Annotated in this window: 15 protein-coding genes and 1 pseudogene; 11 read left to right on the top strand and 5 right to left on the bottom strand. The window is 35.6% G+C overall.

The window, feature by feature from the left end; genetic code table 11:
• The first annotated feature begins 125 nt into the window (after window positions 1-125).
• From BTA34_RS08095 to BTA34_RS08085, 4 genes are all read left to right on the top strand, one after another.
• Complete coding sequence (locus BTA34_RS08095; RefSeq protein ID WP_151435217.1) at window positions 126-1,961, top strand: tyrosine decarboxylase; 1,836 nt, start codon at window positions 126-128, stop codon at window positions 1,959-1,961.
• A gap of 415 nt (window positions 1,962-2,376) precedes the next feature.
• Window positions 2,377-3,243 carry a PadR family transcriptional regulator gene (locus BTA34_RS08090; protein WP_151435216.1) on the top strand — a complete coding sequence of 289 codons (867 nt, stop codon included), beginning with the start codon at window positions 2,377-2,379 and terminating at the stop codon, window positions 3,241-3,243.
• On the top strand, window positions 3,236-3,391 hold the full coding sequence (locus BTA34_RS18355; RefSeq protein ID WP_164996164.1) for a hypothetical protein: 156 nt from the start codon (window positions 3,236-3,238) through the stop codon (window positions 3,389-3,391). The genes BTA34_RS08090 and BTA34_RS18355 overlap by 8 nt, the downstream gene beginning before the upstream one ends.
• A gap of 733 nt (window positions 3,392-4,124) precedes the next feature.
• A complete protein-coding gene (locus BTA34_RS08085) occupies window positions 4,125-5,636 on the top strand; it encodes a carbohydrate porin (protein ID WP_151435215.1) in 1,512 nt (503 codons plus the stop codon).
• Window positions 5,637-5,760: 124 nt separating this feature from the next.
• Here the strand turns inward: BTA34_RS08085 and BTA34_RS08080 are convergent, their stop codons facing one another.
• Window positions 5,761-6,546 (bottom strand): ATP-grasp domain-containing protein, encoded by a 786-nt coding sequence (locus BTA34_RS08080; RefSeq protein WP_151435214.1) that lies wholly within the window; start codon window positions 6,544-6,546, stop codon window positions 5,761-5,763.
• 251 nt (window positions 6,547-6,797) lie between these two features.
• On the opposite strand from BTA34_RS08080, the gene BTA34_RS08075 reads away from it, so the two are divergent.
• From BTA34_RS08075 to ahpF, 3 genes are all read left to right on the top strand, one after another.
• Window positions 6,798-7,448 carry a hypothetical protein gene (locus BTA34_RS08075; protein ID WP_265576307.1) on the top strand — a complete coding sequence of 217 codons (651 nt, stop codon included), beginning with the start codon at window positions 6,798-6,800 and terminating at the stop codon, window positions 7,446-7,448.
• A gap of 294 nt (window positions 7,449-7,742) precedes the next feature.
• A complete protein-coding gene (gene ahpC / locus BTA34_RS08070; protein WP_151435213.1) occupies window positions 7,743-8,306 on the top strand; it encodes an alkyl hydroperoxide reductase subunit C in 564 nt (187 codons plus the stop codon).
• 70 nt (window positions 8,307-8,376) lie between these two features.
• On the top strand, window positions 8,377-9,942 hold the full coding sequence (gene ahpF, locus BTA34_RS08065; RefSeq protein ID WP_151435212.1) for an alkyl hydroperoxide reductase subunit F: 1,566 nt from the start codon (window positions 8,377-8,379) through the stop codon (window positions 9,940-9,942).
• A gap of 131 nt (window positions 9,943-10,073) precedes the next feature.
• Here the strand turns inward: ahpF and BTA34_RS08060 are convergent.
• Window positions 10,074-10,313, bottom strand: a pseudogene (locus BTA34_RS08060) (tyrosine-type recombinase/integrase); the annotation flags it as partial.
• Between the two features lie 15 nt (window positions 10,314-10,328).
• On the opposite strand from BTA34_RS08060, the gene BTA34_RS08055 reads away from it, so the two are divergent.
• Window positions 10,329-12,695 (top strand): toprim domain-containing protein, encoded by a 2,367-nt coding sequence (locus BTA34_RS08055; RefSeq protein WP_265576306.1) that lies wholly within the window; start codon window positions 10,329-10,331, stop codon window positions 12,693-12,695.
• A gap of 558 nt (window positions 12,696-13,253) precedes the next feature.
• Here BTA34_RS08055 and BTA34_RS08050 read toward each other — a convergent pair.
• Window positions 13,254-13,853 (bottom strand): hypothetical protein, encoded by a 600-nt coding sequence (locus BTA34_RS08050; protein ID WP_151435211.1) that lies wholly within the window; start codon window positions 13,851-13,853, stop codon window positions 13,254-13,256.
• A 245-nt stretch (window positions 13,854-14,098) separates the two neighbouring features.
• On the opposite strand from BTA34_RS08050, the gene BTA34_RS08045 reads away from it, so the two are divergent.
• The 3 genes from BTA34_RS08045 (at window position 14,099) to BTA34_RS08035 (ending at window position 16,788) form a co-directional block, all read left to right on the top strand.
• Complete coding sequence (locus BTA34_RS08045; protein ID WP_151435210.1) at window positions 14,099-14,287, top strand: hypothetical protein; 189 nt, start codon at window positions 14,099-14,101, stop codon at window positions 14,285-14,287.
• Window positions 14,288-14,675: 388 nt separating this feature from the next.
• The gene (locus BTA34_RS08040) at window positions 14,676-15,959 is read left to right on the top strand and encodes an AAA family ATPase (RefSeq protein WP_151435209.1); all 1,284 of its coding nucleotides are present in this window, start codon (window positions 14,676-14,678) and stop codon (window positions 15,957-15,959) included.
• On the top strand, window positions 15,952-16,788 hold the full coding sequence (locus tag BTA34_RS08035) for a DUF4435 domain-containing protein (RefSeq protein ID WP_151435208.1): 837 nt from the start codon (window positions 15,952-15,954) through the stop codon (window positions 16,786-16,788). Before BTA34_RS08040 ends, BTA34_RS08035 begins: the two co-directional genes overlap by 8 nt.
• 429 nt (window positions 16,789-17,217) lie before the next feature.
• Here the strand turns inward: BTA34_RS08035 and BTA34_RS08030 are convergent, their stop codons facing one another.
• Window positions 17,218-18,246: a phage portal protein gene (locus BTA34_RS08030; protein ID WP_151435207.1), complete on the bottom strand. Its 1,029-nt coding sequence runs from the start codon at window positions 18,244-18,246 to the stop codon at window positions 17,218-17,220.
• On the bottom strand, window positions 18,246-19,985 hold the full coding sequence (locus BTA34_RS08025; RefSeq protein WP_151435206.1) for a terminase ATPase subunit family protein: 1,740 nt from the start codon (window positions 19,983-19,985) through the stop codon (window positions 18,246-18,248). The genes BTA34_RS08030 and BTA34_RS08025 overlap by 1 nt, the downstream gene beginning before the upstream one ends.
• Window positions 19,986-20,125 lie beyond the last annotated feature (140 nt).

The following is a 20,125-nucleotide window of genomic DNA, read 5'->3' as shown; positions in this document are numbered from 1 at the left end:
CAATAAAATAAAGAAGATTCTTACTCATCATGTGGTATATCATTTGAATAAAGATTAAGTATCGACGATTAATAAACACAAATTTCATTAAAACAGATAATAAAAATTTATATATAGGTGCGATGATGGCAAATCACAAACAAACCTGTCTGAGTGCTGCAGAGCGTGTATACCATACCCGAACCATTGATACTCTTACATGTTATCATCGAGAGATGGCAAAAATACTAATGAATAGTGAGTATTCTTTTCCTAAAGCAAATAAAATGAAAAGAAATAATAGCGAGAGTTTAGACGCTAAAATAAAAAGTAACGCTATTGAAAAAAAAGCAGTAGATAATGCTTATGAAAGTATTTTAGAGACTTTAAAACAGCAAAATAATTATAATCAATCTGATATTGAACCTTATTTTTCCCATCATCATTCACAAGTGATGCAATTGGCGAAATTCGGTTATCTTTCTGCATTAGCATACAACTCGGATAATGTTTTTAATAACCATTCCCCCTTACTAAAAGAACAAGAAAAGAAAATTACAGATGATCTCTGTAAATTAATCGGTTTTTCATCAAAAGATGCATTTGGTCATATCACAACAAGCCATACTCTTGCTTGCTATGAAATATTATGGGCGCTTAGAAATTTAAAAACATTACCAATGGCAATTGCTCGTCATCCAAAATCACGAGATTTGGTTGCAGATAAAAAAGCCTTTGAGTTATTTAATATGTCTGTCACAGATATTTTAGCCATAAGCGAACAACTCAATGAGCGCGGGATTTTTGATGATGTAAGTCATTTAACATGCCGAGGAACGGGCATGACAAAAACAATGCATTTAGGAAAACTGCTTGTTCCTGTTTCCCGTTTTGAATTTTGGAAAAAAGCAATGGATATACTTGGGTTGGGATATGACAACCTTATTGCATTGCCTATTGATGAAACATTTAAAACCGATATTGAAAAAACACGCAGTATTATTTTTCGCCTGATTGAACAAGGTGAGCCTATTCTTGGTGTTATAGGAATATTAGGCGCACCGTCTTATGGTTGTGTTGATAAGTTAAAACCACTTTTTGAGCTAAGAAAAGAGTGTGAGGAAAAATACAACAATTCATTTTATATCCATATTGATGCATCGCAATTTGGTTATATGAAAAGCTTATTTCTTGATGATAATTATGAAATTATCCCTTATCAGATTTTGTGTGAAAAATTAAAGAAAGAAGCTCCATTACTTGAATTAACATCCGAAATATATGAAAGCATTACACAGCTTTCTCTCGCTGATTCAGTCTCTTTTGAACCGTTTCAAGCTGGATTTTCACCATATCCTACGGGTGTAGTCTGTATTAAAGATGCGCGTATTAGTCGCTTTTTAACAAATCCCCCTAGATTATGCCCAGAGCAAGCAGATGATGTTCCGGAAATTGATGGTATTCAATCTGCACCAGCAGTGGCGTCTATGTGGAGTGTGCATCAACTCTATCCTTTTACTTCATCTGGATATGGGAAATATGCACAAATTCAATGGGAAACGCGTATCAAACTTGAGCAGTTTTTTAATCAAGCCGCAGCTTTCGAAAAAGAAGGTGATCGCTATTATATTCGTATTTTATCTGCATCTGACTTTAATAAACTAAATTTTGCGATAGTAAAGAAAGGAAATAAGGACTTAGAAACGCAAAATGATCTTAATAAAACAATCTATGAAAACTTGGTTATAAAAAGTCATCATAAACAAGATTTAAGTTTATTAACGCTTTGCGCTCGTAATAGTGATGATGCACCAGCGCAGTTTTGTTCTGAGTGTGGTTTTGATAGCAATGAGTGGGAAACCATCAAACACTTAAATTTGTTGCAGCTTACTATAAAAAGTACTGAGGTCTGTGATGAACAACAAATTGAAGCTGGATATCAATATATTAAGAAAGTGGTTTTATCCGCATTAGACCAGTAGCGATATCGCTTTTTTGTGATATTTCCTACAATTAAAATAAATTTTGTTAAAAAGCGAAGTAGTGGGTTGTTGCTCATTATCTTCGCTTTTTTTTAAAATGAATTTAAGGTGACGTTGTCACTTATTGTATTATAAACCTGTTTTATTTTTTGTACATATTTTAAGCTAAAGGTGCCTGTTTTGTATTCTTCTTTATTATTTATTTTCATTGATAGCACATAAAAGCAAGCTAGAGAATGATAATCATTCATAATTAAGCCCAGATTTAAAAAATTAATCATAGATAAATCATATTGTTAATAAGTGAGTCGATTTAAATGTGCATTTAGATATATCTAAAACTTGATTGTTTAGATATATCGGATTATATTGCACTACATGAATTCGATATATCTAAAACAATGAGGGAATATTTATGATGATTCGAGCATTAAACTCACTTTATCAACAGCGTGCTGAAGATGGCGAACATGGTAGTCATGGACATGGTCACGGAAGAGGTCGCTGTGGTGGTAAAGGTAAACATAGTCGTCACCAAGAAAATCATGGCGAGCATTGCTGTCATGGTGAACATGGTCACGGACGCGAAGGTCATGGTGAATGCCGCCATGGTGAACATGGTCATGGACACGAAGGTCGTGGCGAATGCCGCCATGGTGAGCATGGTCACGGACACGAAGGTCGTGGTGAATGTCGTCATGGTGAACATGGTTCTGACGAGCACGGAAACCAACGTGGCCGTGGGTGCGGTGGCAGAGGTAAAGGCCAAGGTCGCCAGTTAAAACGTATGTTTGATCATGGTGATTTACGCGTTCTGTTACTTAGCATGATCTCGAAAAAACCAAGTCATGGCTATGAAATTATCAAAGAAATAGATGAGGCTTCTTCAGGATTATATGTACCTAGCCCTGGTGTTATTTATCCAACGCTAACACTACTTGAAGAGCAAGATCTATTAGTTGCTACGATTGCTGAAAAAGGTCGTAAAAGCTACAGCATTACATCTGAAGGCACTGCATTTTTAGCAGAACATCAAGATATAGATGCCAATATTCAAAGAAAACTGGCTTATGCAAGAGATTTATCTCAAAACGCAGGTGGTGTTTCTGAGGAAATTGAATCTGCTGTTGGTAAATTAAAAGCAGTTTTACGCCACAAATTAGTGTTAAAAGAGCTTTCGGTGGAAAGAGCAGGACGTATTGCTTCTATTCTTAATGAAGCAGTTGAGAAAATTGAAGCTATCAATGAGGCATTGATCTCAGAGGAAAGGGAAGATGAATAAAACAGATACTCAGCTACAAAATTCAAGAAGAAATAATGAAATAGATAAAGATGATTTGGAAAATAATCCAGCAGTAAAAGAACAAATTTGCCCTAAAATGCCAGTTTCTTACTTTCGTAGAGCGTTACGTAAACCTGGCAGAATATGATAATGATGGACGGAGGTTATAATGACATGACCTCTGTCAATTCTTCTCCTTTCTCATCCTATTTACTCTCCCCACCGTATTAACGCCTTTTTATAGTAAGTAAGGTTTCTAAATAATAGAAGCTAACAACACCGTGATAAAATTATTCTCTTCCAATCTTAACTATCATTTGCTTAGTTTATATTCCTCTTAATCAATAGCTTTATTTTCTTTCTATATTCTCTTTTTTGATGGTTATTTGTGTCGTTTTTCTTAGGTTATTGTACTAACCTCAAAAAAATCACAAATGGTTGTGGAAATGTTCCATATTAGCGATTATTTTATTTAGCGAGTGAAGCCATTATAAAATTTGAAAACTTAAACCAGAGATATGCTTGAAATAATAATAAATTAAATACTGAGTCAAAATAATAAACGTTTGTAAGTACTTAAACGAGAATAAGTACTTAAATGAGAAGAAGTACTTAAATGAAAAGAAGTACCTTCGTTCAAACGTAGCCTTACTTATGAAGCAGGAAGCTACCCGCATAAGTAATGGCAAAATGATCAGGTATCGGCTTATTTATTATTAAGAATAGAAATAATGATGCGAATAACCGATTGATATTTATAAAAATATTATCGAATAAAAATAACAATACGCTCACCAGATAGAACAATCGATCAACTAAATTGATTGTTATGTATTTGCCGTACCTGTTAAACCAACATTTGCTAATTTAGGAATATTCGAATGAAAGTAAAAGCATTATCTGCTGTGATAAGTTTAATACTCGCTACACCATTATGTGCAAACGCACAAACTGATATAAGTGCAATTGAAGCAAGGTTAAATGCACTTGAACAACGTGCAACAGCTGCTGAGGCTAGAGCTGCTGCTGCAGAACAAAAAGCGGCTCGGCTTGAGCAATTAATTAACTCCAACAGCCAATCTCAAACAGATCATGTTACAACCGTCGGCATGGAGCAACGCGTTGCGATATTAGAAAAGCAATCTGATGAGGCTCAAGCAAAAGTAAACATTGCACAAACTCAACTTAATGAAATCCAACAAAAACAATCAGACCAACTTGCTAATACGAAAAATAAAGAAGGTACGGGTTTTTTCTCTACCAATACAAATTGGGGTGATCTCAAATTGTATGGTGACGTTGAATATAATATCGATGCTGCGAGTAAAAAAGGGCAACTAACATCGATGAGAACGATGCCCGGTAATCAAAAAGACTTTGATGACAATGAAAAGTGGTCACTTAATGGACGCATTTTAATTGGTGTGGATGGTGAACGAGAATTAAAAAACGGCAATTATGCAGGTTTTCGTGCTCAGCCTATGGCTGACATGACAGGTAAAATGAATCTAGATGATGCTGTTTTCTACTTTGGTCAACGCGATAAATGGCAATATAAAATTGGTCGTTATGAAGCTTACGACATGTTCCCTTTAAACCAAGATACATTTGTTGAATATTCAGGTAATACAGCAAATGATTTATATGGTGATGGTTTTGGCTATATCTATATGATGAAAGAAGGGCGAGGTCGTAGTAGTGATGGTGGTAGTATGATGGTTAATACACACTATAACGACTGGTATTTTGAGTTAAATGCTTTAGTTGAAGATGGAACTTCTGTTTTTAAAGACAATGAATATCATGGACGTAAACTTGATAACCGCAAAAATGTTATTTATATGCGTCCGGTTGTTGCATGGCAGAAAGATAATTTAACTATTGCAGGAGCAATAGATGCGAACGTGATAAGCAAAGCCTATGGCTATGATGATGAAAATGGAAAATTCCAAGATCAATCGCGACGTACAGGTTATGGCTTAACTGTAAAATGGGACACTTTAGCTGATGATCCTATCAACGGCATTGTTGCAAATTTAAGTACTGCTTATCTTGATGCTAAAGATGAAAATGATTTTTCTATTGGTAGTAATGTTTTATGGCGCAAATTTCAACTCGGTTATATTTATGCTCATAATGATATTAAAGCTTACTATCACAAAAGTGGGAACAACAGTGGTCAAAATGACACCTATTTAACGCTCAATCCTGGTAAGTACAATATCAACACGGTATTTGCGTCTTATGAACTGCCTAATATTTTAGATATGGATAATTTTAAAACCTATTTAGGTGCTTATTATTCACGTATAGATGGTAAAGACGATATTAATGTACACAGCAGTGACAAAGATCGTTACGGCGCTCGTATCCGTTTTAAATATCTATTTTAACTTCATTTTTAGCACTTTTTGTTAGCGATTGATTTTATATAAAGACTTCAAGATACAGAGTATTGTGACTAATTGAGGTCTTTATATTTTTATATAGTGTGCACAGTTGCAGGGATATAAAACATCAAATACCAGATAAGGAAAAAGCCTTAACTAACTTTTCAGCTGACCACTCTTTAATGTCTGAAACTTGCCCATCACCAATTTCAACTAAACGTAATTCTCCTACTGCATTTTTAACTACATCAATGGAATAAAAGGGGGTATTTATATGCTGTGCTACTTTTTTTACAAACTCAGGAACTTCATCATCCGCAGAGAATATTTTCTTATTTAAAACAAAATATCTACGTTCACTCTCATTAATAAATTCCTCAATATAGCGAAGACTTACACCACCTTCAATGTTCCCTCTATACTGCGCAATAAGTTTTAGTATTTCTTTAATTTCATCTGCATTTTTAGCGATGGAACCTCTTGTGGTGGTTAAAGATTTTACATAGTCTTTTACAAAGTAAGCTGGCCATTGAAGTTGGTTAGTTAAGCTTTCAAAGTCAGTATCCATGGTTGTGATAACTGTTTTGGGTGTGAACTCTTTACATTTTTCATACCAACCCGCTATATGGTGGTTTTGGATATAATCTTCAGGCGTTTCGAGCATTTGACCACCATAAGTATTAACAGCATCGTATAGTTGTTGATATTCGTCTTTATTTAGCATCCATCCACGCCAAATAACGGGAGAGTCTGATTTAAAAGGGTGTGAAAACTTATATTTACCTAATGCCATATCTTCTGATGAGAGTAACAAACAATGAATATTTAGCATTTGGGCGCAATGATATTCTTGTTCAAAAGCCTCATCGGGTTTTCCTGTTTTCGAATAGTCATCAGGGTAAATTATTTGCATAAGAAATTCCTTTTAATTAAATAGGTTTGTGAAGAACATCCTAACGCTTTATTTAACGACTTGAACCTTTTTCCTATCAATTACATGTTCTCTTTTCTAAGTTGTGAGATCTCTCGATTTTTTGAACTTTTTCGACTAGGTATCTGATTTTACTCGTGCCATTGTTTTATTTCCTGCCATAATCGACTTAATGTTTACAGACACTTAACTCGCGTATTAAGTGCAAATGATATTTATTAGGAAATCATTCAATGCCTTTTTATATACAAAACAGTAATTCAAATAGTGACAAAACCGATAAGAAAAATAGAACAAAACCACTATTAATCGGCTTAGCCTTAATTCCTTCATTTGTCTTTGCTAATGATCTTTCTCAATTACCGCAAAAAGAACGCGTAACTTACTTTACGCAAGCTCAGCAAGCAGGGATCACTGGTGTTGCAATTAAAACAAAGCCTGTTCTAGCAAGACCAGCCAAAGAAGGTGAGATCATTACAACGATAATTAAAGGTGAAGGGGTTGAAACAGTTTCAGAACCGGCAAAAGTAGGTGATTGGGTAGTGCAAAATATTTGTCCTGAAACGGGAAATGAAGAAATTCTGGTAAGAAAAAACAAATTTATTCAGCGTTATAGTGAAACAGATAAAAATCAAATCAATATAACGTCTTATCCTGATAACTATCAGCCTTTTATCCCCAAAGGTATCGAAATGAATTATTTTATTGTGCCTGAATCTACACCAGCGTTTGCAATGAAGGCTCCTTGGGGAGAATTACAACGTTTTCAATCGGGCGATGCTATTGTGCAATCCACAACAGATAGCCAAGATGTTTATCGTATTCAAAAGGCGGCATTTGAATGTACTTATACAATTCTTAAACCTGCCAAATTAGCGCAATAGTATTGAATCTATCTATGCCGGATTGAATATTAACTTTATAATTCATGGTGTTACAATCATACTCTTATCGAAGTTAAGGATATTAAATAGAGAGTAGGTTAAGAAAGTAGGTTAATAAAAGGTAGACGTAATTGGCTTGTTGTCCATTTGCTTTAATAGCTACATTTCGTTAACCTATCTCTATCAATTTCTTCAACTCATTAGGTAAAACCTATTGAACTGATAGCAGGAATGTATTAGCTATTCTCAAATGGAATAGGTACATTAGTCCCATACCAAACAGGAGGAAATACAATGTCTTTAATTAATACCCCAATCAAACCATTCAAAAACATGGCATTTAAAGACGGTCAATTCGTAGAAGTGACTGAAAAGGACGTCGAAGGCAAATGGAGCGTTTTCTTCTTTTACCCTGCAGACTTCACTTTTGTGTGCCCAACTGAATTAGGTGACTTAGCTGATCATTATGCTGAGTTCCAAAAAATGGGCGTAGAAATTTACTCAGTTTCTACTGACACACATTTTACCCATAAAGCATGGCATAGCAGCTCAGAAACTATCGGTAAAATCAAATATGGCATGATTGGCGATCCAACTGGCGCATTAACTCGTAACTTCGAAAATATGCGTGAGAACGAAGGTCTTGCAGACCGTGGTACTTTCGTTGTTGACCCACAAGGTATCATCCAAGCAATTGAAATCACAGCTGAAGGCATTGGCCGTGATGCATCAGACCTGCTACGTAAAATTAAAGCAGCTCAGTATGTAGCTAGCCACCCAGGCGAAGTTTGCCCTGCAAAATGGAAAGAAGGTGATGCAACTTTAGCTCCATCACTGGATTTAGTTGGCAAAATCTAAATAAGAATTAAGCCACTAAAAAAGTTATTTATCGGGTGTTTCGGCACCCGATTTTATTGAGGGTGCAAAAATGTTAGATAATAATTTAAAAGCTCAATTGAAAGCTTATTTAGAACGATTAACCCAGCCAGTTGAGTTAGTAGCAACATTAGACGACAGTAAACATTCTGCTGATATCCAAGCGCTATTAAAAGAAATCGAACCATTATCCGATAAAGTCACTTATCGTGAAGATAATAACGCGAATGTACGTAAACCATCTTTTCTTATTACCAACCCAGGGAAAGAAACCGGTGTTCGTTTTGCTGGTTCGCCATTAGGTCATGAATTTACTTCATTAGTTTTAGCATTATTACAAACTGGTGGACACCCATCAAAAGAAGCACAAGAATTACTTGAACAAATTCGTCAGTTAGACGGTGAGTTTCATTTCGAAACCTATTATTCGCTCTCTTGTCATAACTGCCCTGATGTTGTTCAGGCATTAAACTTAATGGCGATTTTAAATCCGAAGGTCACACATACTGCGATTGACGGAGGCATGTTCCAAAATGAAATTCAGGAACGTAATATTATGGGCGTTCCTGCTGTATTCTTAAATGGTAACGAGTTTGGCCAGGGTCGTATGACCTTAGCTGAAATTGTTAACAAAGTAGACAGCAATGCAGAAAAACGTACCGCAGAATTATTAAACCAAAAAGATGCATTTGATGTATTAATTGTGGGAAGTGGTCCTGCGGGTGCATCAGCGGCGGTTTATTCTGCTCGTAAAGGTTTAAATACAGGTCTTATCGGTGAACGTTTTGGTGGCCAAGTTCTTGATACTGTTGATATTGAAAACTATATCTCAGTACCAAAAACTGAAGGTGCAAAACTTGCTGGTGCGTTAAAAGCTCACGTTGATGATTATCAAGTGGATGTGATTGATAGCCAAACGGTTAGTCGCTTAATTCCGGGAGCATCAGAAGGGGAGTTACATCAAATTGAAACAGCATCAGGCGCAATTTTAAAAACTCGTAGCTTAATTATTGCAACAGGCGCTCGCTGGAGAAATATGAATGTTCCTGGCGAAAATGAATACCGCACTCGTGGTGTTACTTATTGTCCACACTGTGATGGTCCACTGTTTAAAGGCAAAAGAGTTGCTGTTATTGGTGGTGGTAACTCTGGTGTTGAAGCTGCAATTGACTTAGCTGGCTTAGTTGAACATGTAACAGTGTTAGAATTTGCTCCAGAAATGAGAGCAGATGCGGTATTACAGAAAAAATTACGTAGCTTAAGCAATGTAGAAGTTATCTTAAATGCGCAAACTACAGAAGTATATGGCGATGGCACTAAGTTAACCGGTCTAAAATATAAAGATCGTACTAATGATTCTATGCATGATATTGCATTAGCCGGTATTTTCGTTCAAATCGGTTTATTACCTAATACACAGTGGTTAGAAGGTACTGTTGAACGTAATAAAATGGGCGAAATTGTTGTTGATGCCCGTGGTGAAACTAATATCAAAGGTGTGTTTGCAGCCGGTGACTGTACAACAGTACCTTATAAGCAAATCATTATTGCTGCTGGCGAAGGTGCAAAAGCCTCACTTAGCGCCTTTGATTACTTAATTCGCACCAGTGCAAAATAAGCAAATCAAAGATAATCAATAAGTTATAGAGGAAGGCATCTTTTTTAAGATGCCTTTTTTTGTACATAAAACCATCAAAAAGGGCTAAAAAGTGCCCTTAAGTGTTCAAGTGTGGACAATATGTGGACACTCTAAACCAGTAATTCTGTGCTACCTTTCAAAGGGTTATATTGAATGGCATCTTATAAGAAGTCTGGCGCAAAGTGTGCATAGGTCAACGTTTGTTGCAAATTAGTGTGTCCTAAGATGCGTTGTAACGTAATAATACTTCCGCCGTTCATCATAAAATGGGTGGCGAATGTATGGCGCAATGCGTGGGTTGCCTGACCTAATGCCATACTGGGCTTCACTTTTTTAATTGCTCTACGAAACATGTAATTAGAGGATTGAACATTGAGGCATTAAAGGGGCTCTATTCAGAGTCTAGTTATCATGCTAATGGTTTAGGTGCTGCAACAGTTAAATTTGCGTTACCAGAGGGAGCATATTGGGAACGTATTATTGATAGACCATCAAGATTTGATCGTAAAGCTAACTTTTTTGGTTCTTATAAAGGGCATTGGTGGTCATTACCTCAACAAGATTTAACACAAGCTAAAGAGATCTGGCTTACTGAGGGTATTTTTGATGCGCTAAGTCTTATTCAAAATGGTATGACAGCAGTTTCACTGATGACTTGTCATAATTATCCTGAAATTGCTTTGGCCAAGTTAAAAACAGAACTGGGCAATAATAAAAAACCGTTATTGGTTTGGGCATTAGATAATGGCGCAGCTGGCGAACGGGCTATGAGAAAGTTTGTTGCGCGTAGTTATGAAGAGGGTTGGAAAGCTACTGCCGCCAGACCAGCAGAAGTTGATAATGGGAACGATTGGAATGACTTGCACATGAAAGGCAAGTTAACTGAACGAGATATGGCTCGTTATCGTTATTATGGGAAGTTGCTATTAGCTTCCACTGCGTTTGAAAAAGCACGTTTAATGTTTAATTGGACGGAGCGTTCAGAGTTTGATTTTCAGCATGATAACCGTTTGTATTGGTTTAAGTTGGACATCGACAAAATGATGAAGACGATTGAGCGTATTCATGATGCAGAGCCTGATTTAGATGAAGATGAAGCCAGACAAAAAGCCGTTAAAGAGTCTGGCACTGTAATTGAAATAGCCAACTGTTATCCGACGCCATTATATTTCCAAAAGTCGGTAGAAACCGATGAATCATGGTATTACATCCGCGTTGATTTTCCTCGACAGCCACAAGTTAAAGCGACTTTTACCGCCTCACAATTAACGAGTGCCAGTGAATTTAAAAAGCGTTTATTACATGTGGCAAAAGGAGCTGTTTATACAGGTACAACTTTGCAATTAGATCGTATTTGCAAACAGGCATTGCCTGATATCAAAGAGGTGATCACTCAAAATTATGTGGGATATAACAAAGAATACGGTGTGTATGTATTTAATGATGTGGCAATACAAGACGGTAAGTGTTTTACGTTGAATGAGGAAGATTATTTTTCTTTAAATAAACTCGATATTAAGACGTTAAGCCTTAGTCCATCATTATCTATTAATACGGATTTTAGTGAATTTGATACCAGTTGGTTAAGTTCTCTTTGGGAGGCTTTTGGTGTGAAAGGCTATGTCGTATTAGCGTTTTGGGTAGGTTCTCTTTTTGCTGAACAAATACGAAAAACACATAAGAGCTATCCTTTTTTAGAGATTTGCGGTGAACCAGGTTCGGGTAAAAGTACCTTAATTGAATTTTTATGGCGTTTATGTGGTCGCGCAGATTATGAAGGGTTCGATGCATCAAAATCGAGTGTTGCAGCTCGAGGGCGTAATTTTTCACAAATTAGTAATTTACCTGTGTGTTTAATTGAAAGTGATCGCGTACAAGATAACGCAAAGTTGAAAGCGTTTGATTGGGAAGAGTTGAAATCTTTGTATAACGGTCGTGCGACTCGTTCATTAGGCGTAAAAAACAGTGGTAATGAAACTTACGAGCCATTATTTAAAGGCAGTATTGTGATTGCACAGAATGCCGAGATTAATGCCTCACGAGCGATTTTAGAGAGGATTATTCATCTTTATACTGATAAGGCTGAGCAAAGCGTAGAAACCCGTTATGCTGCCATTGCTCTTGAGCGTTATCCTATTGAGAAACTTTCAGGTTTTTTACCTAAGGTGTTAATGAAAGAGGCTGCAATATTAAAACAATATAATGAGCGTGTAGATGATTTGCAGGCGCAGTTATTTGCGGATAAGGCGATTAACCATGAGCGGATCGCCAAGAACCATGCACAGTTAATCGCTTTATTGGAAACATTAGCATTGGTATTGCCTGTAAAAGATGCGCATATCCGACAGACACGTAACTTTATTATTGAGTTAGCTAAACAACGCGTACAAGCTATTCAGTTGGATCAACCGCCAGTTATGGAATTTTGGGATATGTTTGATTATCTACAAGATAATGAGCCATTTGGTGTTAATCATAGTATTGAACAGGGCGTTTATGCAGTGAATTTTAACCATATTGAGCAGGTTGCCAGCGAACACAGACAATCCATGTTATTAAATACGGATATTAAAAACTTACTGAAAGCAGGGCGTATGCGTAAGTTTGTAGGTATCAAGACAGTGAGGAGTGTAGTAAACAGTCAATTTAATAATTCACTGGCGATAGGGAGTGCGCTTAAAAGGCCCGAAGTAATTAAGTGTTGGGTGTTTCAGGAAAATACCGAGAGTTAGTTTCTCCCTTCATTCATCTAAAGGCTGCCGATGTGCAGCCTTTCTTTTATCTATAGCAAATCATCAAGTAATTATCATAATTACCAAGAGCAACAAAATAGAGAAGATATAAATATTTGTACAATAAACAATCATTATTTAATCTCTTTTATATAGATAGAGAATTTGTGGGAGGGGTTCGGAAAGCGGTTACAATGGTTACAAAATTAAAATAGGTTTATATCTTATTGATTAAATGTAGAAATATAGAGATTGGGAAAGGTTACAAATGGGTTACTTTGTAGTTACGTGTAACCGTTTAAAGAGGTTACAAATTAAAAATATAACTTATTGTTTTATAAGGATGTAACTTTTTAACCTCTGTTTTGTAACCCGTTGTAACCTGTAAAAAGTTACAACAGAGTTGTTTTAAATCATATGGTTAGAGGTGATTTTTGTAGGGTGTAACCGATGTAACCGGTTTCCGAGAGGGGAGATAAAATTTAAAAGGCTAACACTCTGAACAAACTAAACTTATAGATTTCAGAGTGTAGATTAGCTATATCATTTTTTTGAATGTTAACGTTTATCCACTAACTCATTAGGAATATAAGCTTTATACATTAATAGTATTTGTTCGCCTAATGAGTATTCTTTCTCAAAATCATGATTAAGAAGATCTGTTTTTTCTTCAAGCCATTTCTTATTCTCTCTATTTTGAGATAATTCAATTTGAATAGCTTTTGAGTTTTGTAGTAGTTCTTTCTGGCTGTAATAATAATTCATTATTAACGAGACTTCTTTTTGTTCAAGAAGGTATATCTGAGGTAGATAAATAGTATATACATCATCTCTTAGCGAGTTTAGAACCCTCAATCTTATGTCAGCAAATATATTGAGTTCAACAGCGCTAGGAGTACAGGTTTTTTCTTGGCACTTTTCTTTATTAAAACCTACATTTTTTGTTCCCTCTAAAAATTTTAGACTTGATTGATTATGTGAGATCTCATAGGCAAACATTGTTCTTATGTTATTTCTTTCATTTTCTATATTTTTTTTATCTCTTTCTGCGATGTTACTTTGAGTAGAAAGATGAAGACATAATGATAAGATTATTCCCAATGCCATAATGAAAGTATTCCAATCAAATACATAAATTCTTACTTTTGAAGGATGCATATTTTTTCTCCAAGTTAATAATTAACTGATATTAACTTATTTATTGCCTTACTTGGAGTCCTGTCAATAACTGTGGATCGGGCAGTTCACCTGATATTAAAAATCCACACGATAGGTGCTTAAAATCGCCCGTATGGGGGATTTCTGAGCCTGATGTTTTTGACCTACGTTCACAATATAGCGATTGGGATAAATAATTGGGCGAGGTTTTAGAGCATAAAAAGAGTCAGCGGATAATTTCAACGGTGTCATTAAGTGAAAATCAGGAACGTTTGATACCTGAGTTCAAAGCTTTTGCCGAAAAAATGGGATTGGATTTACCGCCCGACTCAATGTGGTCAATGGTGATGAACGGTATGCGCCTTAGTTACGGTGATGAAGTGATTTGGTTTGATGGGTGTAGGGGGCAGATTTTGTATAAAAGAAGAAATTAAAAAGTAAATTAAATTTAGTTAAGATATGTAGATATTCTTTACTTTATTATCGATTTATTTGGTTTTTTATTCTATTTTGATATGATTTTAATATAATAATTTGGGTTTGCATTAAAAAAACATTAAATTCCAAATGTCTCATTTTACATATTTTATTATTTTTTTAATTTTACACCTAATAAATATAAGTGATAATTTCAATCTGGTTTTATTTATGGGTTATTATATAAATTTAAAGAGAATTTCTAATGAAATTTAATTGTTATTAAATATATTCATAAAAACGATTTAAAAATAATAATGCTGTTTAAATAAACAGTGGTTAAGCCTATTAAATTAATTTAATTATTAAGATATTATATGGATTAAAAATTTGCTTGAGGTAAAAATGTATACATTATCGAGTGTTGAAATAGAAGGTTTTTGGGGGCGATTTAATGTTTCTTGTACATTTAATGATGATGTAAACATCATCATTGGAAAAAATGGAACAGGTAAAACGACTTTCATGAATATATTAACTGCTGTTTTATCGGTAGATGTTGAATCATTGAGTTCTAATGATTTTTCTTCAGTAAAAATTATTTTAAAAGAAGGAAACAAAAATAAAACAATAAAAGTCAATTTCGAGGAAGAACAATATAGATCATTTTTTTTAATTAATTATATTATCTCAAATAAAAAATATACTATAAGGTCATATGGTGATGGTAATAGAATGCCTCTATCATATAGAAAAAAAATTAAAGAAGATGCTTTAAAATTAAAATATGAATTGAATAAGTTCACATCTTTATCATCTATATCAGTGTACAGGATGAGAAGTAGTGAAGATTTAGAATTACGAGGGAATAATAATATTGATTATATTAATCCAGTGGATTATAAATTAAATGCGTTATTACAAGAATTAACTAGATATCAACTATATTTATCTCAAAAATCAATGAAGGTTTCTAATAATCTTCAAAAAGAAGTGTTGGCATCAATTCTTTATAATAAAGAAGATGCAGAAGAAAGTACACAAAAAATATCTTTTGATAAAGAAAGGGAAAGGAATGAGTTAATTATCGCATTTAAACAATTGAAAGCGTTTGATGATGATGTTAAGAAAAAAATCATTTTTCATATTGATGCAATAGATAAAACAATTATTGAAATAAAGAAAAACACAAAAAAAGGAAATGCAGTTTCAAGTGAAAAATTAATTGAAAAGAAAATAGATATAAGATCTTTAGAGGCTTTACGAAAAACACAACGAATTACAAAAATGTCTTTAAATGCGGAAAAAGAAATTGCTGACATATTCAAGCCTATAACTTTATTTTTAGAAATACTTAAACAATTTATGGAGGAGAAAAGTTTTAAGTTCGATAATGGTGAGCTAGTTTTGTATAACACTCATGGGATAATACCACACTCTAGTTTATCTTCTGGAGAAAAACAATTATTAATTTTATTTATTGAAACTCTCATTCAACAAAATAAAACGAATATTTTCCTTACTGATGAGCCTGAGTTATCATTACATATAGCTTGGCAAAGACAGATTATACCTGCAATTAAAACACTTAACCCTAATGCGCAAATAGTTGCAGCGACACATTCTCCAGAAGTAGCTTCAAAGTATAGAAAGTATATTTTTGATATGGAGAATTTAATTAATGACTAATTGGAATTACTCTACTGAGGCCACTAATGTATTAGGTTTATTTCATCAAGTAAATTATATGGTTTATGTTGAAGGGAAAGATGATATATGTTTTTGGGAGATTTTATTATCAAAATTTAGTAGTTTAAAATTTGAAATTCAAGAAGTTAATGGTTGTGAAGAATTAACCTCTTTTATTGAAGGGATTGCTTCAGGGGAATTGAATATCATTGTTGCTACTGATTCTGATTTTTCTATATTTAATAATAAAAAAACCTCACATTGTAATATATTAAGAACATTTGGTTATTCAATAGAAAACTCATATTTAAATTTAAGTGTAATAGAAAAAACAATTAAATCTTTAGGCAGATTATCCAAGGAAGATATATCTAAAATAGAAATATCGTCTTGGTTATCAAATCAAATTGATTTATTGGAAGAGTTAATAAAAATAGATATTTACAATCATATTTTCAAATGTAGTGCATCGGTTATTTCTGATACAGTACATCCTTTTTTATTAAAAAAAGGGGAAGTTGAGTTATGTGAAGATAAAATAAATGAACATGTGGAAAATTTAAAGACGGTTATTCATGAATATGATTCATTAACTATAGATAAGATTATAGAAGAAAAAAGCACATTATATTTACACTGGATTAAAGGGCATTTTTTATTTTCAATGGTAGCTAATTATATTAGAGGGACTTTAACCAAAATAGGTAAAAAGACAAATGTTTCTGATGATGCATTATATGCTCAATTTATTCAATCGTATGAAAATTGTTTAGATGCAGATAATGAAGAGAATAATTATTACAAAAATATCGTTAGTCATATTACATGAGATAGTAATTATACGAAAAGTGCAAGATCAAAAAAGGCTCAAAGTTGCTCGAAGGCGCCAGATATCACGGGCTTTTGTGGCACTCATGCAGGTGCATAAAAACAGGTCGATTTAGTGCGCGGGCGTGGCGGGGTCACGATTGCGTTTTGAGGGGGTTGAAAACATTATTCCTCGCAAATTTCCGGCGCGTAGAGCGATTAAAACAAGAAAAAGATATCTAAATATCAAATAAATTACGTGCGCTTAAAATGGATTGTAGGCGCATTGAATACGGGTTTGAGAGGGTGAAAATTAGGCGGATTCGCCTTATCAAGGGGTAAGCAGTATAATAGAATTGGGTTACTATTATTATTAGTCAGACCGATACTTATACCTTACAGGTAAAAAAATACCGCCAGTGTCGGCGGTATTGTTCTTTGTGCGGTAAGGTTACTCATCATCTAGTGTGTATTTGTCAAACTTAATCACTTCTTCACCTAGCCAATCATTAATTTGTAATATCTTGCTTTGCAGTGGTGCCAACTCATTACGAAAGAAAACCTTTGCCGCTTTTTCTACGTCACCAAAGCCACCGGTATTCTGTGGAATGATCCCCATCATTTGAGGCGGTACACGGTGTGCGGCTAACATATCGTCACGACTGACATTCTTGATATTCATGAACTCATCTTTTGCCGCAATCTCACTTAGTGGAATAACTTGTACTCCGTCTTTCTTGCCGTTCGGAGCATTGATAAGTAAATTACGAAAATTGCCGGGGCCTTTGGAATTTTTCATTGCATCACGAATTTTATCAATATCACTTGGCGTTTGTGAGGCATCACTAATGTATAAAATAAATCCCGCATGGCTTCCATTACGATAATACTTAACGCGGAACAGGGTAGCCGCTTCATTCAGTAGCACTGACATAGTAGACGCTAGATATTCCGGTAACCCGTATAACTCTTGATTTAAATCGGGTTCATATAACTGAAACACGCTACCGGGTTTAAACTCATAAGGTTGTGAGTCATAGCCATAGCGTACAAACCAGTAGCTATCATCGGCAACACCACGGCGGGTATATTTTGCTAACGTTGGTGTGAGTTTTAATAAATTACCCACCATATTATTACGCCGTTCAAGATAGGCATTGCCAAACGTTAAGAAGTCGAGAGCAAACCGGCTAAAGTCTAACTTAGATAGAAAGCGGGTAGGTTGGAAGGTACTCACTAAGATATTACGTTTCACATAAATCGCACTGCTATGATGGGGTGTAGCACGAAATAGCTTTGATAATGCGTCAAAACTAATCGGTGGCTCGTACCAATTATCAACTTGCGCACATTCCAGATAATCAAAGATTTCTCGTTTATCTAACACCGGAACAGGACTATCGAAGGTAAAGGCTTCCATACCGTTATTGGCGGTTGCTGTTTGTTGTGCTTTAAAACTTTTTTTATTTTTACGGCTCATCAATAAATCTCCACAATGTTATTACTGTTCTCGGTGGTGCCAGTTAATGGTTCGTTGAATAGGGCGTGCATCGTTGCCCACGCTAGGTCAGCATGTCCGCTTTCTTCACTGCGTGAGGCTTCATAAGTAGGGCGGTTACCGCTTCCGGTGGAAGTAAAAGATTGAATGATATCAACGCACTGTGCATCGAACTCTAAACGCCCGTGACTAATCACATCATAGGCTTTAATCACTAAGGCATTTTTGACATTCGGGTTATAAATAAACTCACGCGCAGCAGGGAAAAACTGAATGACATTCTGATAAACACCATGGCCTAAGCCCGTGGTATCAATGCCCATATATTCCACATAGAAACGTTCAGTAATTTTTTTAATGGAGTCAGCTTGTTCGCGAAAATCCATACCACGCCATTGATGGCGCTCTAATATGCGGAATTTCCCTCCGGGTACTTTCGGCGGAGCGATAACCACACAACCGGCACTATCACCATTTTCACCGCCTTTGCTGGGGTCGTAACCTACCCAAACCGGATCATAACCATAAGGGCGCAGGGCTAACGGTTGAATGTCGTCCCACACTTCCCAACTGTCCACCATGCAATTTTGCATCATGTTAAAGTTGAATAGGGATTCGATATCATCCATAAAGTGGCACATTAACAGGTTGTTATATTCGTCTGGGCTATACTCTTTTTTGAGTTGCTCTAAATCGAATAAATCACAACCGCCCCGTAAGGCATCTTCAATATTGACGATTTGTCGCCACTGCCCATCCTCACATAAACGCCCATTCACTAACGCTTCATGTGAGATATCAATATCAACGCGATCTTCTTTTTTGCGTCCGCGGTTATACAGCTTGCCCGACCAAAAAGGGTACGCTTCATGGCTCATGGTTGACGGTGTTGAAAAGTAAGTTTGTCGCCAATGTTTTTGTATGGCCATACCGGAAGTGACTTTGCGTAACTCTTGAAACTTGGGTATCCAAAAGGTTTCATCCAGATACAAATTACCGTGATAACTTTGTGCCGTGCGGGCATTAGTGCCGAGGAAATAGAGCGTTGCACCGTTACTTAACATCAATGGATCGCCTTTTAATTCAACATCAACCTCTAATGCCATTTTGATAATGTATTCACGGAACATATAGGCTTGCGCTTTACTGGCGGAGAGGAAAACTTGATTACGCCCGGTGGTCAGGGCATCAATAAAGGCTTCTCGCGCAAAGTAGAATGTTGCGCCGATTTGACGGGATTTTAAAATATTGCGAATGCGGTGATGACCGGCGCGATACCACACCTTTTGATATTCAAATAACGTATTGCGAAACTCATCTTCTAATTTTTCGATTTGTTCTTCTGAAAAGAAGTTTTTCTCTGGTTGACGGCGTTCGCCTTTATTGCGGTTGGCAATCTTAGGGTTAAGGTCAGTTTCATTACCACCGTTTTGATATTTTCTGATCCGCGCCATGCGTTCAAGTTGACGCCCTAATAAGTCGATTTCTTTAAAATCTTTGCCTTCTTTGCTCTCTTTTAAAATCAGATTGCAATAACGCGCTTCAACGGTTAACTCTGCGCGCTCGGTTGGGTTAATTTCATCCCAATTATCACGGCGTTTCCAACTGTGAATAGTGGACGCCTTTTCGCCTAGCGATTCCGCTATGCGGGCAATGCGGTAACCTGAAAAATACAGGTGCATTGCTTTTTTTCGGTTATCAAATGTTTCGGTAATAGCCATTGCACAATCACTATTTCTTGCTTAAGTTACGGCTAGTCTATTGACCGCTGATCACCGATTCGCTTCATTCCCCTTGTGCCATTTCTCAAACAAGCCTTATCCATTGTTTAACGCCCCTTTTAACCGACAACATACAGACC

This window comes from Proteus sp. CD3 (assembly GCF_008808075.1).
GTDB classification, from domain to species: domain Bacteria; phylum Pseudomonadota; class Gammaproteobacteria; order Enterobacterales; family Enterobacteriaceae; genus Proteus; species Proteus appendicitidis.
The sequence above is the reverse complement of the archived record's forward strand: the minus strand, read 5'-3'. Positions and strand labels throughout refer to the sequence as shown.